The sequence below is a fragment of the Jannaschia donghaensis genome (assembly GCF_001403795.1).
GTDB lineage: Bacteria > Pseudomonadota > Alphaproteobacteria > Rhodobacterales > Rhodobacteraceae > Jannaschia > Jannaschia donghaensis.
Genome location: NZ_CXSU01000012.1, coordinates 608,858 through 624,315, shown reverse-complemented (window position 1 = coordinate 624,315; position 15,458 = coordinate 608,858). Strand labels below are relative to the sequence as shown.

Below are 15,458 nucleotides of genomic sequence, written 5' to 3'. Positions count from 1 at the left end.
GTGAAAGACCGCCACCCTTGGAACGAACAGGCTGAGCGAGATTGTCCTCAAGGGCACTACGGCACCGGACCCGAAGGGCAAACAGGACAACCGGTCGCGGGCCGAAACGACCGCCAAGTGCGCCGTCGCCGATGCACGCGCGATCGGCAGGCTGTGCGGCCTGTGGATCACGCCGGCGTCTCGGCGATGTAGAGGGAGTTCAGCCAGATCCAGATGAACCCGCAAAGCAGGATCGTCGCCACCAGAAGCTGGGCCGGCCCGGCCCCCACGAAGCCGGTGGTGAGGCCCAGCAGAAGCATTACAGGTGTGATCGCCAGCGCCGACCAAAACAGCGCGACACGCGCCCGCAGCCCCGTCCCGCGTCCGCCCAAGGCCTTCGCAAGAAGATGCGACAGAAACGCCACGCCATAAAGGAACAGCGGCACGATGAAGATCCAGCCCATCAGCGCGCCGGAGAACAGGCTTTCGAACGTCGCCGCCGTCGGATCGGCCGGAATGGCAAGGCCGCGCTCCGCCGCTTCCTCCATCATGCGGCGCTGCGTTTCCGGATCGACCTCCCGCGATTGGCGGATGAGGCCTGGCAAGGCCGCGACGAAACCAAGGACCGAAAACACCGCCAGATAGACGAAGGCAATTTTCTCGTCGGGTTCCTGTTCCAGGCGTCGCTCCATCACCGCACGGGGCCGGAACCAGGACCGAAAGATATCCGTCGTGACCGACACGTCAGGCGCGCGCCTGCCAGTCGGTCAAAAGATCGCCGACATGGGCCCGCAGGTCTTCGTTTTCGATCTCCTCCACCGCCTCGGCCAGGAACGACAGGACAAGCATGTCGGTCGCCACCCGCTTGGGCACCCCGCGCGAGCGGAGGTAGAACAACGCCGTCTCGTCGATCGCGCCTGTTGTCGACCCGTGCGAGCAGGCGACATCGTCGGCGTAGATTTCCAGTTCCGGCTTGGCCAGGAACTGCGCATCGTCGTCCAACAGCAAGGCCTGCGAAATCTGGTATCCGTCGGTTTTCTGCGCGCCTTCCTTGACCAGAATCTTGCCCTGGAACACGCCTGTCGCGCCGTTGCGCAGCACCTTCTTGAACACCTGACGGCTTTCGCAGTTTACGGCGTCGTGGGTGACAAAGACCGTGTCGTCGTGATGCACGTCGCCGTCCCCGAAGGCCGCGCCGCCGATGGTCGCGCTGGCATCGTCGCCGGTCAGGTCGATCGTCGCTTCGTTGCGGGTCAATTGACCGTTGGCGGACAGGGTGAAGCTGCGGAACGTCGCTTCGGACCCGAGCCGCGCGAAGATGTGGGTGTTCGCGTGCATACCCCCGTCGGGCCCCTGCACGCGCAGGTGATGAAACGCGGCACCGTCGGCCACATCGACCTCCAGCGCGGTGTTGTAACGCGCACCGACGTTGCCCGATTCCAGAATCGTCAGCGCGCCGCCGGCCTCGACCTTGACGACGTGGTGCAAGATCGGATCGGTCCCCCCGGTCGTACGGATGTGCAACGGTCGGGCCACCTTGCCTGTCACGCGGATCACAAGGCCGTCGGTGGCGAATGCCGTATTCAGCATCGCCAACGGGCGCGACACCGGGCGGCTGCCAGCCGCTTCAAGCGTTCCGTAGAGATCCTTTGCCCAGTGGATGTCTGCCCCGCCGGCATCGGACAGCGTCGTGACATCCAAACCTTCGATCGTGCCGGGCATCGTGATCCCGTCGCCGTCGATCGTGATCACGTCGGCATCGACCCCGGCGAACGGGTCTTCGCCCGCGTCGGGCTGGGACGGTTCGGGGTCTGCCTGCACTAATTTCGCGGGATTGGTGTAGCGCCAGTATTCGTCGCGCCGCCCGGGCAGGCCCACGGCCCGCAGGCGGCCCAGGGCATCTTCGCGCCCCGCGCGCAGCCAGCCGTCGCCCGCAGGCAGCGTCAGTGCGGCAAGCCGTTCGTCCGTCACGGCGGTCTTGCGTTCAGCGGGCATCAGGCCGCGCCTTCCAGCAGGTCGGCGTAGCCGTTGTTCTCGACTTCCAGCGCCAGTTCGGGCCCGCCGGATTTGATGATGCGGCCGTCCGCCATGATATGCACCACGTCGGGTTTGATGTGGTCGAGCAGGCGTTGATAGTGCGTGATCACGAGGAAACCCCGCTCGGGGCTGCGAAGCGCGTTCACGCCCTCGGACACCAGCTTCATCGCATCGACGTCCAGGCCCGAGTCCGTCTCGTCCAGGATGCACATCTTCGGCTCCAGCATCGCCATCTGCAGGATCTCGTTGCGCTTCTTTTCGCCGCCCGAAAAACCGACGTTCACGGGCCGCTTGAGCATGTCGGCGTCGATTTTGAGATCCTTCGCCTTGGCCCGCACGACCTTGAGGAAATCGCCCGCCGACAACTCCTCCTCGCCCCGCGCCTTGCGCTGCGCGTTCACGGCTGTCCGTAGGAACGTCATGTTGCCAACACCGGGGATCTCGACGGGATACTGGAACGCCAAGAACAGACCGGCGGCCGCACGCTCCTCGGGTTCGATATCGAGCAGGTCGATATCACCCAGATGGGCGGTGCCATCGGTGACTTCGTAGCCCCCGCGCCCCGACAGAACGTAGGACAGGGTGGATTTGCCCGACCCGTTCGGCCCCATGATTGCGTGCACCTCGCCCGCCGGGACATGCAGGTCGATGCCCTTGAGGATCTGCTTGTCTTCGTCTTCGAGCTTCACGTGCAGGTTCTTGATGTTCAGCATTTTCTATTCCTCGTCAGCGCCTTGCGGCGCGATGTTTAATCCTTCTCGAAGCGGTCGAAAGCTCCCGAAACCTTCGCCGCTGCCAGTTGTTTCCGCCGTTCCTCGCTGCACTCAGCCTGTGCGGCATCGGCACGAGATCGCGCTATTCGCGCAGAGCGCACAGCAATCAGCGTCGAAGCAACCCAGCCAGCCGCCGCACCCGCCAGAACCGCGCCAATCAACCCGAACGACGTGAAGATCCCAAAGCCCAAAGCGACCGGGACGCCCACGCCGAGAACAACCGGCGCGCCGTGCAAGGCCGTTCGTGATCGGCCCCCGTCAAGCGTAGTATGGGTTTCGACGTCGCTCCCGAACCCGCTCACCCCACCGACCCCTCCAGCGAGATCGCGACCAGCGCCTGCGCTTCCATGGCGAACTCCATCGGTAGGGCCTGCAGCACTTCCTTGCAGAAGCCGTTCACGACCAGCGCTACGGCCTCTTCCTCATCCATCCCGCGGGAGCGGCAGTAGAACAGTTGATCGTCGTCCACCTTGGACGTCGTCGCCTCGTGCTCCACGCGGGAGGAGTTGTTCTTCACCTCGATGTACGGAACGGTGTGCGCGCCGCACTTCGACCCGATCAGCAGGCTGTCGCACTGGGTATAGTTGCGCGAATTCTTGGCCTTGGGGTGCATCGACACGAGGCCACGATAGGTGTTCTGCGCCTTGCCCGCCGAAATCCCCTTGGACACGATCCGCGACTTGGTGTTCTTTCCAAGGTGCACCATCTTGGTGCCGGTATCGGCCTGCTGCATGTTGTTGGCGATGGCGATGGAGTAGAATTCGCCCTGGCTGTCGTCGCCGCGCAGGATGCAGGACGGGTATTTCCACGTCACCGCGGAGCCCGTTTCCACCTGCGTCCACATCACCTTGGAGCGATGACCCCGGCAATCGGCGCGCTTGGTCACGAAGTTATAGATACCGCCCTTGCCGTTCTCGTCGCCCGGATACCAGTTCTGGACCGTCGAGTATTTGATCTCCGCATCGTCGAGCAGCACCAGCTCCACGCAGGCCGCGTGCAGCTGCGCGACGTCACGCTGCGGCGCGGTGCAGCCTTCGAGGTAGGAGACATACGACCCCTCGTCCGCGATGATCAGCGTCCGCTCGAACTGGCCGGTGTTTTCGGCGTTGATGCGGAAATACGTCGACAACTCCATCGGGCAGCGGGTGCCCTTGGGGATGTAAACGAACGACCCATCCGAGAAGACGGCTGCATTCAGCGTGGCGTAGTAATTGTCCGACGGCGGGATGACCGAGCCGAGGTACTTCTTCACCAGTTCCGGATGATCCTTGATCGCCTCGGAGATCGAACAGAAGATCACGCCGGCCTTGGCCAGCTCTTTCTGGAAGGTCGTACCCACGGAGACGGAATCGAACACCGCGTCCACGGCGACCTTGCGGTCTTCGGGGGCGGGTTCGACACCGGCCAGCAACGCCTGTTCCTTGAGCGGAATACCCAACTTCTTGTAAGTTTCCAGCAGCTTCGGGTCCACGTCGTCCAGCGACTTGGGCTTTTCGGCCATGCTCTTGGGGCGGGCGTAATAATACTGATCCTGGAAGTCGATCTGCGGGTACTCGACCATCGCCCAGGTCGGCTCCTCCAGCTTGAGCCAGCGGCGGTACGCCTCCAGCCGCCAGTCTAACATCCACTCCGGCTCGTCGTTCTTCTCCGAGATCAGGCGCACGATGTCTTCCGACAGCCCCTTGGGCGCGTACTCCATCTCGATCTCGGTGTTCCAGCCATGCTTGTAGGTGCCCGAAAGCCCCTTCACCGCATCGACGGTTTCCTGATCGACACCGTCCTTGACCACTACGTCATCCAAAGCTGTCATGTCCGTCTCCTATCCCGGAGGCGGCGGAAGTTCTCGATGAACCGCCCCACCTCGTCTTGTGTCGTGGTCGGGCCAAGGCTCACGCGGATTGCGCAATCGGCCTCGCCCGGCCCGTATCCCATCGCGGTCAGAACCGCGCTCGTCCGCACCTTGCCCGATGAACAGGCCGATCCCGCGCTGACCGCGAACCCGGCCAGGTCCAGCGCCATGACCTGCGTCTCGCCCTTCCATCCGGGCGTGATCAAGCAAGCCGTGTTGGGCAGGCGTTTCGATTCCTTCCCGACTAAAATAGTCGGATTGTCCGGCCCCTCAAGACTTGTTTCTAGAAAAGTTCTAAGTTGCGCAACCCGGTCCCACGCGCCGGCTTCGATATCGGCGCCCGCCGCCGCCGCCGCCGCCCCGAATCCCGCAATGCCGATGATGTTCTCGGTCCCCGACCGCCGGCCCATTTCCTGCCCGCCGCCACGGATCTGCGCCGCCACGTCCAGCCCCCGCCGGATCACCAGCGCGCCAATGCCCTTGGGTCCGCCCAGCTTGTGCGCGGAGACCAGCGCCATGTCGACGCCGGACCAGTCGAAGGCGACGGGCAATTTGCCGAAGGCCTGCGTCATGTCGCTGACGGCAAGGCCCTGCGGCAGATCCTGCAGGATGCCGGTTTCGGAATTGGCCAATTGCAGCGCGGTCGATCCCGGGTCGACCACCGCGACGGCACCGCCCGCAGCCACCGACAATGTGCCGTCGCCCCAGGCCGCCACCGCTTCGTGTTCGACGGGGGCGCAGGCCAGGTCCCGGCCCGCCATCGCCAACGCCGCCGCTTCGGTCGCGCCCGACACGAAGACGACATCCGACCCGCTGGCCCCCATCGCATCCGCCACCTGCGCGCGGGCGCGCTCCACCAGGCTTTTCGCGGCGCGTCCCTCGCCGTGCACGGAAGACGGATTGCCCGCGACATCCATGGCCGCAACCATCGCCGCCCGCGCCTCCGGCCGAAGCGGCGCGGTCGCGTTCCAATCGAGATAGACCCGCTCGCGCATGTCGCTTCCTTTGGTCAAAATGTCCCTGGGGTCCGGGGCAGCACCCCGATGATCGCCTATTCGTCCACGATATCCAGCAGCGATGGCACCGCCGGACACGGCGTCAATTCGTTCTCCACGACATCCGACAGGCGCGTCTGGTGCAGGAATACATAGACATGCGCCGACAGCGATTCCCACAGGCGGTTGGTCATCGACTGCGCGCGGCTGCCCGACGACCCGCCCGATGCCCCGGCCCCGGTATGCATCGCCGAGACCGTTTCATCCACCGCACCCAGAATGTCGGATACGCGAATGTCCGATGGCGATTTCGCCAGTCGGTATCCCCCGCCCGGTCCGCGCACTGAGTCCACAAGGCCGGCGCGGCGCAGTTTGACGAACAATTGCTCCAGATACGGAAGCGACACGCTCTGCCGTCGGGAAATCTCGGCGAGCGAGATCGTCTCCCCCGCCGCCTGCTGCGCCAGATCGACGAGCGCGACCATTGCATAGCGGCCTTTCGTGCTCAGCTTCATGGCGTTCCCTCGGGTGCCGTCCCACGACGGCTGATTGACGATGCAGGTCCCGTCCCTTACCTGCGTATAAACACCGCACAGGGGCTTGGATGGGCGGATTTACCCGCGCCCGCCGCGCCCCGTCAACCGACGCGACAAAGGAACACCGATGCCCGAAGTGATCTTTCCCGGACCCGAAGGGCGTCTTGAAGGCCGTTACCACCCGCAGAAGCTCAAGGATGCGCCGATCGCGATCATCCTGCACCCGCATCCGCAATTCGGCGGCACGATGAACAACAGGGTCGTCTACAACCTGCATTATGCCTTCCATTCGATGGGCTTCACCTGTCTTCGGTTCAATTTCCGCGGCGTCGGCCGGTCGCAGGGCGAATACGATCAGGGCATCGGGGAGCTGTCGGACGCTGCCTCCGCGCTCGACTATCTCCAGGCGATGAACCCCAACGCCAAGCATTGCTGGGTCGCCGGGTTTTCTTTCGGAGCCTGGATCGGGATGCAGTTGCTGATGCGCCGGCCCGAGATCACTGGCTTCATCTCCGTCTCACCACCCGCCGACCGATACGACTTCAGCTTCCTTGCCCCCTGCCCGTCGTCTGGCCTGGTCATCAACGGTCTCAACGACCGCGTCGCCCCGCCCGCCGATACCCGCACCCTGGTCGGCAAACTGCACGAGCAGAAGGGCATCACCATCACCCATCAGGAAGTGGAGGGTGCCGGTCATTTCTTCGAGGATCCGCACATGGACCCGATGATCGACGACGTGAAAGGCTACGTCTCCCGACGCCTGACCGAGACGACACGCTGACATGGCCCTTGCCGACGATCTCGCCAACAAACTGGCCGCCAAGGTGATCGCTCACGTCGAGAAGACGGGGGACGAGGATATCATCAAGATCATGTCGCAATCCTTGGGCGACAGCTCCCAGACGTTGCAAGAAGCGTTCATCACCTCCGTTCGCGTGCAGCGGGCCGCGATCCGGGCCGACCGGCAGCTCAAGGCGCGGATCGCAGCGATGGAAAAGGCGGACGGCCCCCCCGATGGCGTCGCCTGACGTGACCGCGCCCGACCTGGACCTCGACCGACAGATGGCTTTCCTGGTCGAGGCGGACCGCCTGAAATCGGTCGTGCGCGCCACCAAACTGGCCGATGCGTCCCGCCACGAAAACTCAGCCGAACATTCCTGGCACCTCACGCTCTATGCCCTGACCCTCGCCGATCAAGCTGGGCCAGATGTATCGATCGACCGGGTAATCCGGATGCTGATCCTGCATGATCTGGTAGAGATCGACGCCGGCGACACCCCGATCTTCGCCCAGCAACCCAATACGCAGGACGCCGACGAACGGGTCGCCGCTGACCGCATCTTCGGCCTGTTGCCCGCACCGCAGGCCGTGGCGTTTCGCGCGCTCTGGGACGAATTCGAAGCTGCCGAAACTCCGGACGCCGTCTTTGCCAAATCGCTCGATCGATTTCAGCCGCCGACCCTCAACCTTGCCAATGGTGGCGGCAGCTGGACGGATTATGCCGTTACCGAAGACCGGGTGCGCAGTCGGGTCGGACCGTTGATCGAACGGGGCGCGCCGACGCTCTGGGCTTGGCTCTCTCCCCGGATCGCCGCATTCTTTGGACGCTGATCCCGTCGTTCCCTAACGCGGTATGCCACGGCATACATCTAGCGCCCGGTCCCGGACCCTGCTAGGACGCGCGGAACGCAGTGACCCACCCGGAGGCCCCATGACCAAGATCAAAGTCGACAATCCCATCGTCGAGCTCGACGGCGACGAGATGACCCGCATCATCTGGCAGTTCATCAAGGAAAAGTTGATCCTGCCCTACCTCGATGTGGACCTGCTCTACTACGACCTCGGCATGGAATCGCGCGATGCGACGGACGATCAGATCACGATCGATGCCGCCGAGAAGATCAAGGAAATCGGCGTTGGCGTGAAGTGCGCCACGATCACCCCCGACGAGGCGCGGGTCGAGGAATTCGGCCTGAAGAAAATGTGGCGGTCCCCCAACGGAACGATCCGCAACATTCTTGGCGGCGTCGTTTTCCGGGAACCGATCATCTGCTCCAACGTGCCGCGTCTGGTACCCGGCTGGACCCAGCCGATCGTCATTGGCCGCCACGCTTACGGCGACCAGTACCGCGCGACGGACATGAAGTTCCCCGGACCGGGAAAGCTGTCCATGAAATTCGTCGGCGAGGACGGCACCGTCATGGAGGAAGAGGTCTTCGACGCGCCCTCGTCCGGTGTCTACATGGCGATGTACAACCTCGACGACTCGATCAAGGATTTCGCCCGCGCCTCGATGAACTACGGCCTCAAGCGGGGCTATCCGGTCTATCTTTCGACCAAGAACACGATCCTCAAGAACTACGACGGCCAGTTCATGATCCTGTTCCAGAAGGTCTTCGATGAGGAATTCGCCGACAAGTTCAAGGAAGCCGGCATCACCTACGAGCACCGCTTGATCGACGACATGGTCGCCGCGGCGATGAAATGGTCGGGCGGATATGTCTGGGCGTGCAAGAACTACGACGGCGACGTGCAGTCCGACACCGTGGCGCAGGGCTTCGGCTCGCTGGGTTTGATGACGTCGCAGCTTATGACGCCGGACGGCAAGATCGTCGAGGCCGAGGCTGCTCATGGCACCGTCACCCGCCACTACCGGCAGCACCAAGCCGGCAAAGAGACGTCGACCAATTCCATCGCGTCGATCTTCGCCTGGACCGGCGGCCTGCGTCACCGCGCCAAGCTGGATGACAACGCCGAACTGATGAAGTTTGCCGAAACGCTGGAAAAGGTAATCGTCGACACCGTCGAATCCGGTCACATGACCAAGGACCTGGCCCTGCTGGTCGGCCCCGATCAGAAGTGGCTGACGACCATGGGCTTCCTTGAAAAGATCGCCGAAAACCTCGACGCGGCGCTGTAACATCCTGTGGTGGCGCGGGCGACAGCCCGCGCCAGTCCGCCGAGACTTGTCAGTTCCGGCTTGAATTGCATAATTTTCATGCATGGCGCTTAAGTCGGCAGCGTTGCCGCAAGTTATTGCCACAGATTCCGCCCCGCGAATTGACATGACGTCACGCAGATTGCGAACTTATGCGAGTATTTTGTTCGGTTCTTTTTCGTGTCCTCTCGTATTGACTATCTTGACGCGACCCGTGGCATCGTCTGTCTTCTTGCGATTTTCGCCCATGCGGCGAACGCACAGAACGGGATCATGGACGATCTGCCGATGGAGGCGCTGTTTCTGCTGACACGGTCGGCAACGCCGGCGTTTATGGTGCTGTTCGGCGTGATGCTGGCCGTTGTTTATTTCAGGCCGGGATCGAAGGCTCGGACATCAGACGATCTACGCCGCCGCTTTCTTTCGCGCGCCATCACCTGTTATCTCGTCTACGTATGCATTTCCGCTGCGGCCGCGTTAACAGGAAAAATATCGACCGAAACGTTCCTGAACTCTATCACGTTCACCTCCGGTGGTCGCTTTGGTGAAATTCTCAAGATCTACGCCGGTCTGTTCTTCATCCTTATCTTCTTTGCCGCGCCCATCGCCCGCTATCGGTTGCGGTTTCTGATGGCATTGGCCGCGTCCGCCTGGCTGATCAAGACCGTTTTGTCCAACGTCGCCTCCGATGGCCTGTATGGACTGCAAGTGATGACCGGGCACGGCACGGGGTTCGGGCCCTCGGTCCTTCTCAGCTTTACCTTCGTCGCCTTCGGGTTCGCCATCGGCGAGATCATGCAGGGCCTTCGCCGTCCCACATGGCTGATCCTGCCCATCGCACTCGCCGTCGGCCTGATGGCGTATGGTGCCAACCAATATGGCGGCATCGTCGATATCGCGCGAGAGGTGGGCTCGTACCGCCTGCGGGCTGCGAACCATCCTGTGTATTATGCTTACGGCATCCTCATGACCTGCCTTTGGCTCCTACTGTTCAGGACCCTGGAACGGGCCAATCGGGTCCAGGCTGTGCGCCAGACGCTCGGCACTCTGGGCAAGCGGTCGCTCTATCTCTACGGCATGGCCAACATCGTTCTGAACTTGCTGCCTGTAGACCAAACCGGCACACCGCTGGCAATCGGCCTGGCCCTGACGATCGCCTTCATCGCCGGAGTGATCCTACTGACGCTCGACATCGCTCGGACCGAGTCCCGCGTCGACGGATTTTTCGGTGGCCTGTTCAGCGCCCTGAACCGGATCTACGCCTCTGCTCTTGTAAGAATTGTTGCCTGGCTGGTTCCGTCGCATGGCAGAACCAGTGAAACAGATCGTCGCACAATGTCTCCTACGCCGATCACCCGGCCGCCACACCAATCGGTGCCGCAGCCGCACGACGATGCCGATGCGTCCGGCATCGACAAGGCTTTCCGCGTCTCATAAAGGCGAAGAATGCCCAATGTTTCTAACCCCGCGGATACACCCCTTGCCACGCGTCACACCGCGATCGAAGACACTCAGGCGCTGATCCTCGGCACCGCGCTTTGCGCGCTCGGTGTTCAGTTCCTGACCGCCGCCGGGCTGATCACCGGACAGACAGCGGGCGCGGCCGTTCTTCTGTCTTACGTCAGCGAATGGTCGTTCGGCGTCTGGTTCTTCATCCTGAACCTGCCATTCTATGTCCTTGGATGGTTGCGGATGGGCCCGCGTTTCGTCGTCAAGACGATCATCGCGGTGACGCTGGTATCGCTTATGTCCCGCGTCATGCCCGCCTACGTCAGCTTCGAAGCCCTCGACCCTTGGGTCGCCTCCGCACTTTCGGGGGCGGTGATCGGCATGGGCCTGATCGTCATATTCCGCCACGGCGCGTCGCTTGGCGGCATCGGCATCCTGGCGCTGTGGATGCAGGAGCGCTTCGGCATTCAGGCCGGCTGGATCCAATTGGGCTTCGACGCCGGGCTCTTTGCCGTTGCGGGCCTGATCCTCGACCCATGGCTCGTGCTCGCGTCGCTGCTGGGCGCGGTCGTCGTCAACCTCATCATCGCAACGAACCATCGCCGCGACCGCTATGTGGGGCGCTGATGCACTGGTTTTACCTTGTCCTCGCCATCGCATTCGAAACGATCGGCACGACAGCCCTCAAGACCTCCGAAGGGTTTACCAAGCTTTGGCCGTCGGTCATCACACTCGGCTGTTTCTTCACCGCGCTTTTCCTGCTGTCGTTGGTTCTCAAAACCGTGCCGGTGGGCGTGACATATGCCATCTGGTCGGGCCTTGGCATCGTATTGATCTCGGCCATCGGATGGGTGGCCTTTGGACAGAAGCTGGACTTGCCCGCAATCCTTGGCATGGCTCTGATCGTCGCAGGCATCGTCGTGATGCAGGTTTTCTCCAACACCGCAGGCCATTAGGCGCGCACCCGCGCCCGATGGCCCGTCAAACCCCCTGCAGCACCTTCCTGACAGCCGCGATTGCGGCATCCGCCTGACCGATATCGGCCCCACCGCCTTGCGCCATTTCCGGCCGCCCGCCACCGCCGCGCCCGCCAAGCGCCTCGACCGCGACCTTCACCAGATCGACCGCCGAGACCCGATCCGACAGATCCTTGGTCACGCCGACCGCGACCGCGGGTTTGGCACCGGTGTCCGCGATCAATACGATCACGCCAGACCCAAGTGCCGCCTTTTGCGCGTCGATCATCGGGCCGAGGTCCTTGCCCGACACGCCGGAAACGACCTGAAGAACGGCCTTCATCCCGTTGATATCCTGCGCGTCCGCAGCCTCTCCCATGGAAAGGTCCCGCCGCAGCTGTGCGACTTCGGCATGCAGTTTTTTGCGTTCTTCCATCAGGGCGCGCACGCGGTCGCTCACCTCGTCGGGTTGCGCTTTGAACAGGTTCGCAAGCTCTGTCACACGCTGATCCTGCGCACGCAGATGGTTCATCGCGGCCTGGCCGGTCAACGCTTCGATGCGACGGACGCCCGCGCTGCTTGCGGAGTCGCCCAACGTCACGAAAGCGCCGATCTCGCCGGTGTTCGTCACATGGGTTCCGCCGCACAATTCAATCGAATAGGTCCGTTTATCAGTCCCCTTGCCCGATCCCTCCTGAGCGCCCATCGAAACGACGCGCACCTCATCGCCGTACTTCTCCCCAAATAGCGCCTGTGCGCCAAGGTCGCGGGCGGCATCCGGCTCCATGATGCGGGTCGAAACGGTGCTGTTCTGACGGATATAGCCGTTCACTTCGGCTTCGATCCTGGCCAATTGCTCCGGCGTCACAGCCTGACCATGACTGAAATCGAACCGCAGGCGATCGGCCGCATTAAGCGATCCACGCTGCGCCACGTGATCGCCAAGCGCACCGCGCAACGCTTCGTGCAACAGATGCGTCGCGGAATGGTTCGCGCGGATAGCAGAGCGACGGTCATGGTCGACCGTCAGTTCGGCCGCCTGACCGGGCGTGATCTCGCCTTCCTCGACCATGGCGATGTGCATGAAAATGCCCGCCGATTTGCGCGTATCCGTAACGGTGGCGCGACCCGTATCAGTCCGGATGACGCCGGCGTCGCCCACCTGGCCGCCGGATTCCGCGTAGAACGGCGTCTGGTTCGTCACGATGCTGATCGACTCGCCCGCTTTGGCCGATTGTTCCGCCGCGCCATCGCGCACCAGGGCAAGGATCTCTCCTTCCGCATGTTCAGTGTCGTAGCCCAAAAATTCGGTCGTTCCGTGCTCTTCCGCCAGATCGAACCAGATCGCCGCATCGGCCTGTTCGCCCGACCCTGACCACGCCGCGCGGGCGCGTGCCTTCTGCTCGGCCATCGCCGCATCGAACCCGTCGGTGTCGACCGACAGACCTTTTTCCCGCAAGGCATCCTGCGTCAGATCCAGCGGAAATCCGTAGGTATCATAAAGTTTGAACGCCGTATCGCCGGCAAGAACCCCGCCGGAACCCAGCCCCGAAGCCTCGTCCTCCAACATGCGCAGACCCCGGTCGAGCGTGGTGCGGAACCGCTCCTCCTCGCCGCGCAGCGTCTCCTCGATCATCGACTGGGCGCGCCGCAGTTCGGGATAGTGCTGTCCCATCTGCCCCACCAGGGACGGCACCAGCCGATGCATCAGCGGATCCTTTGCGCCGGCCTGGTGCGCGTGGCGCATCGCGCGGCGCATAATTCGCCGCAGCACATAGCCACGTCCCTCGTTCGACGGCATGACGCCATCGGCGATCAGGAAGGACGTCGACCGCAGATGATCTGCGATGACACGGTGATGCACGTTGTCCGTCCCGTCCGGGTCAGTCCCCGTCGCCTGCGCCGATGCCTCGATCAGGCTGCGCATCAGATCGGTGTCGTAATTGTCGTGCTTGCCCTGCAAAAGGGCACCGATCCGTTCCAGACCCATTCCGGTGTCGATCGACTGCTGCTCAAGCGGGCGCATCGTGCCGTCAGCGAACTGCTCATTCTGCATGAACACGATGTTCCAGATCTCGATAAACCGGTCACCATCTTCGTCTGGGCTTCCCGGTGGACCACCGGGAATGTGATCCCCGTGATCGTAGAAGATTTCGGTACACGGCCCGCAGGGTCCGGTCGGTCCCATGCGCCAGAAATTGTCATCGGTCGCGATACGGATAATACGGTCGTCCGGCAGACCCGCCACCTTCTTCCACATCGCGGCAGCTTCATCGTCGGTATGATAAACCGTGACCAAAAGTCGGTTCGGATCGATGCCGAAATCGCGGGTCAGCAATTCCCACGCAAACGCGATTGCATCGGCCTTGAAGTAATCCCCAAAACTGAAATTTCCGAGCATCTCGAAGAATGTATGATGGCGCGCGGTATAGCCGACGTTATCCAGATCATTGTGCTTGCCGCCGGCGCGTACGCATTTCTGGCTGGTGGTGGCGCGGACGTAATCGCGCGTCTCCACACCGGTGAAGACGTTTTTGAACTGCACCATGCCCGAATTCACGAACATCAGCGTGGGATCGTTGCGCGGCACAAGCGGAGAGCTTTCGACCGTCGCGTGACCGTTGCGGGCGAAATAGTCCAGAAAGGTGCTTCGGATATCGTTCAGACTGGCCATGGTGATCCTCCTCGCCGGCGTGCGCCCGTCCTAGCCGCGCGTCCGATAAGGGACAAGGCGCGGGATCGGACCGCCCATGAAAAAGGGGGCACGCGATCGCGGCCCCCTTTCCTTGCATCTTGTTCTTCGCAGCCGATCAATCCTCCAGAATGTCGTCCTTGTCTTCCGGCTTCATGTCAAAGTCCAACCCATGCGCGGCACGGATCTTGTCTTCGATGGCGTCAGAGATTGCTGGATTATCCTTGAGAAACTGCTTCGAATTCTCGCGGCCCTGGCCGATGCGTTCGTCGCCATAACTGTACCAGGCGCCCGACTTGTCGACGACACCGACCTTGACCCCGATGTCCAGCAATTCCCCCATCTTGGAGATGCCTTCGCCGTAAATGATATCGAACTCTACGGTCTTGAACGGCGGGGCGACCTTGTTCTTGACGATCTTGACCTTCGTCAGATTGCCAACGATCTCCTCCCGATCCTTGACCGCGCCGATCCGGCGGATGTCGAGGCGAACCGAGGAATAGAACTTGAGCGCATTGCCGCCCGTCGTCGTCTCGGGGGAGCCGAACATCACGCCGATCTTCATGCGGATCTGGTTGATAAACACTACCATGCACTTTGAACGGCTGATAGAGCCGGTCAGCTTGCGCATCGCCTGGCTCATCAGGCGGGCGTGCACGCCGACCGAACTGTCGCCCATCTCGCCTTCCAACTCCGACCGGGGGGTCAGCGCGGCGACGGAGTCCACGACAACCATGCTCACGGCACCCGATCGCACCAGTGTGTCAACGATCTCAAGCGCCTGTTCACCGGTATCGGGCTGGGAAATCAGCAATTCGTCAAGATTGACGCCCAGCTTCTTGGCGTACTGCGGGTCCAGCGCGTGCTCGGCGTCGACAAAGGCACAGACGCCCCCTGATTTCTGCTCTTCCGCGATCGTGTGCAGCGTCAGCGTCGTCTTGCCCGACGATTCCGGTCCGTAGATCTCGATCACGCGACCCTTGGGCAGACCGCCGATGCCAAGCGCGATGTCGAGCCCGAGAGACCCGGTAGATGTCGCTTCGATATCGGGCATCTGGTTCTGCCCGCCGAGCTTCATGATGGAGCCTTTGCCGAACTGCCGTTCGATCTGCGCCAAGGCACTGTCGAGCGCCTTCTGCTTGTCCGCACTGCGTTTGTCAGCCATGTCGAGTAGGTTCGCCGTTGCCATGATTTTCGACCTTGTTACATGCTGCCGCCGGCGCGGCAATCGGGTTATCGTTCTTGTATTGTTCC

At 62.5% G+C, this 15,458-nt stretch carries 15 protein-coding genes; 7 read left to right on the top strand and 8 right to left on the bottom strand.

The window, feature by feature from the left end:
- Positions 1-167: 167 nt before the first annotated feature.
- The 6 genes from JDO7802_RS12335 to iscR all read right to left on the bottom strand — a co-directional run bounded on the left by JDO7802_RS12335 (position 168) and on the right by iscR (position 6,148).
- Positions 168-722 (bottom strand): YIP1 family protein, encoded by a 555-nt coding sequence (locus JDO7802_RS12335; protein ID WP_055086005.1) that lies wholly within the window; start codon positions 720-722, stop codon positions 168-170.
- A gap of 1 nt (position 723) precedes the next feature.
- Positions 724-1,974 carry a Fe-S cluster assembly protein SufD gene (gene sufD / locus JDO7802_RS12330; protein WP_055086003.1) on the bottom strand — a complete coding sequence of 417 codons (1,251 nt, stop codon included), beginning with the start codon at positions 1,972-1,974 and terminating at the stop codon, positions 724-726.
- On the bottom strand, positions 1,974-2,729 hold the full coding sequence (sufC, locus tag JDO7802_RS12325; protein WP_055086001.1) for a Fe-S cluster assembly ATPase SufC: 756 nt from the start codon (positions 2,727-2,729) through the stop codon (positions 1,974-1,976). Before sufC ends, sufD begins: the two co-directional genes overlap by 1 nt.
- Positions 2,730-3,087: 358 nt before the next feature.
- Positions 3,088-4,599, bottom strand: a complete 1,512-nt coding sequence (gene sufB, locus JDO7802_RS12315; RefSeq protein WP_055085997.1) for a Fe-S cluster assembly protein SufB — start codon at positions 4,597-4,599, stop codon at positions 3,088-3,090.
- The gene (locus JDO7802_RS12310) at positions 4,596-5,633 is read right to left on the bottom strand and encodes a cysteine desulfurase family protein (protein WP_055085995.1); all 1,038 of its coding nucleotides are present in this window, start codon (positions 5,631-5,633) and stop codon (positions 4,596-4,598) included. The genes sufB and JDO7802_RS12310 overlap by 4 nt, the downstream gene beginning before the upstream one ends.
- Positions 5,634-5,689: 56 nt before the next feature.
- On the bottom strand, positions 5,690-6,148 hold the full coding sequence (iscR, locus tag JDO7802_RS12305) for a Fe-S cluster assembly transcriptional regulator IscR (RefSeq protein WP_055085993.1): 459 nt from the start codon (positions 6,146-6,148) through the stop codon (positions 5,690-5,692).
- A 148-nt stretch (positions 6,149-6,296) separates the two neighbouring features.
- Here iscR and JDO7802_RS12300 point away from each other — a divergent pair, with 148 nt between their 5' ends.
- The 7 genes from JDO7802_RS12300 (at position 6,297) to JDO7802_RS12270 (ending at position 11,512) form a co-directional block, all read left to right on the top strand.
- The gene (locus JDO7802_RS12300; protein WP_055085991.1) at positions 6,297-6,950 is read left to right on the top strand and encodes an alpha/beta hydrolase; all 654 of its coding nucleotides are present in this window, start codon (positions 6,297-6,299) and stop codon (positions 6,948-6,950) included.
- A gap of 1 nt (position 6,951) precedes the next feature.
- Positions 6,952-7,197 (top strand): hypothetical protein, encoded by a 246-nt coding sequence (locus JDO7802_RS12295; RefSeq protein WP_055085989.1) that lies wholly within the window; start codon positions 6,952-6,954, stop codon positions 7,195-7,197.
- Positions 7,184-7,780: an HD domain-containing protein gene (locus JDO7802_RS12290; protein WP_055085987.1), complete on the top strand. Its 597-nt coding sequence runs from the start codon at positions 7,184-7,186 to the stop codon at positions 7,778-7,780. Before JDO7802_RS12295 ends, JDO7802_RS12290 begins: the two co-directional genes overlap by 14 nt.
- 100 nt (positions 7,781-7,880) lie before the next feature.
- Complete coding sequence (locus JDO7802_RS12285; RefSeq protein ID WP_055085985.1) at positions 7,881-9,089, top strand: NADP-dependent isocitrate dehydrogenase; 1,209 nt, start codon at positions 7,881-7,883, stop codon at positions 9,087-9,089.
- 198 nt (positions 9,090-9,287) lie between these two features.
- Complete coding sequence (locus JDO7802_RS12280; RefSeq protein WP_368730343.1) at positions 9,288-10,544, top strand: acyltransferase family protein; 1,257 nt, start codon at positions 9,288-9,290, stop codon at positions 10,542-10,544.
- A 9-nt stretch (positions 10,545-10,553) separates the two neighbouring features.
- A complete protein-coding gene (locus JDO7802_RS12275) occupies positions 10,554-11,183 on the top strand; it encodes a YitT family protein (protein ID WP_055085981.1) in 630 nt (209 codons plus the stop codon).
- Positions 11,180-11,512 carry a DMT family transporter gene (locus JDO7802_RS12270; protein ID WP_187298180.1) on the top strand — a complete coding sequence of 111 codons (333 nt, stop codon included), beginning with the start codon at positions 11,180-11,182 and terminating at the stop codon, positions 11,510-11,512. The genes JDO7802_RS12275 and JDO7802_RS12270 overlap by 4 nt, the downstream gene beginning before the upstream one ends.
- Before the next feature lie 25 nt (positions 11,513-11,537).
- Here JDO7802_RS12270 and alaS read toward each other — a convergent pair whose 3' ends face one another.
- Together alaS and recA are read right to left on the bottom strand one after the other, a co-directional pair.
- On the bottom strand, positions 11,538-14,186 hold the full coding sequence (gene alaS / locus JDO7802_RS12265) for an alanine--tRNA ligase (RefSeq protein WP_055085977.1): 2,649 nt from the start codon (positions 14,184-14,186) through the stop codon (positions 11,538-11,540).
- A 136-nt stretch (positions 14,187-14,322) separates the two neighbouring features.
- Complete coding sequence (gene recA, locus JDO7802_RS12260) at positions 14,323-15,393, bottom strand: recombinase RecA (protein WP_055085975.1); 1,071 nt, start codon at positions 15,391-15,393, stop codon at positions 14,323-14,325.
- Positions 15,394-15,458: the final 65 nt, after the last annotated feature.

Excerpts from the sequence above, each read along its gene's own strand:
- sufD (WP_055086003.1), bottom strand. The coding sequence starts at position 1,974 with ATGCCCGCTGAACGCAAGACCGCCGTGACGGACGAACGGCTTGCCGCA.
- sufC (WP_055086001.1), bottom strand. The coding sequence starts at position 2,729 with ATGCTGAACATCAAGAACCTGCACGTGAAGCTCGAAGACGAAGACAAG.
- sufB (WP_055085997.1), bottom strand. The coding sequence starts at position 4,599 with ATGACAGCTTTGGATGACGTAGTGGTCAAGGACGGTGTCGATCAGGAA.
- JDO7802_RS12310 (WP_055085995.1), bottom strand. The coding sequence starts at position 5,633 with ATGCGCGAGCGGGTCTATCTCGATTGGAACGCGACCGCGCCGCTTCGG.
- iscR (WP_055085993.1), bottom strand. The coding sequence starts at position 6,148 with ATGAAGCTGAGCACGAAAGGCCGCTATGCAATGGTCGCGCTCGTCGAT.
- JDO7802_RS12300 (WP_055085991.1), top strand. The coding sequence starts at position 6,297 with ATGCCCGAAGTGATCTTTCCCGGACCCGAAGGGCGTCTTGAAGGCCGT.
- JDO7802_RS12295 (WP_055085989.1), top strand. The coding sequence starts at position 6,952 with ATGGCCCTTGCCGACGATCTCGCCAACAAACTGGCCGCCAAGGTGATC.
- JDO7802_RS12290 (WP_055085987.1), top strand. The coding sequence starts at position 7,184 with ATGGCGTCGCCTGACGTGACCGCGCCCGACCTGGACCTCGACCGACAG.
- JDO7802_RS12285 (WP_055085985.1), top strand. The coding sequence starts at position 7,881 with ATGACCAAGATCAAAGTCGACAATCCCATCGTCGAGCTCGACGGCGAC.
- JDO7802_RS12275 (WP_055085981.1), top strand. The coding sequence starts at position 10,554 with ATGCCCAATGTTTCTAACCCCGCGGATACACCCCTTGCCACGCGTCAC.
- alaS (WP_055085977.1), bottom strand. The coding sequence starts at position 14,186 with ATGGCCAGTCTGAACGATATCCGAAGCACCTTTCTGGACTATTTCGCC.
- recA (WP_055085975.1), bottom strand. The coding sequence starts at position 15,393 with ATGGCAACGGCGAACCTACTCGACATGGCTGACAAACGCAGTGCGGAC.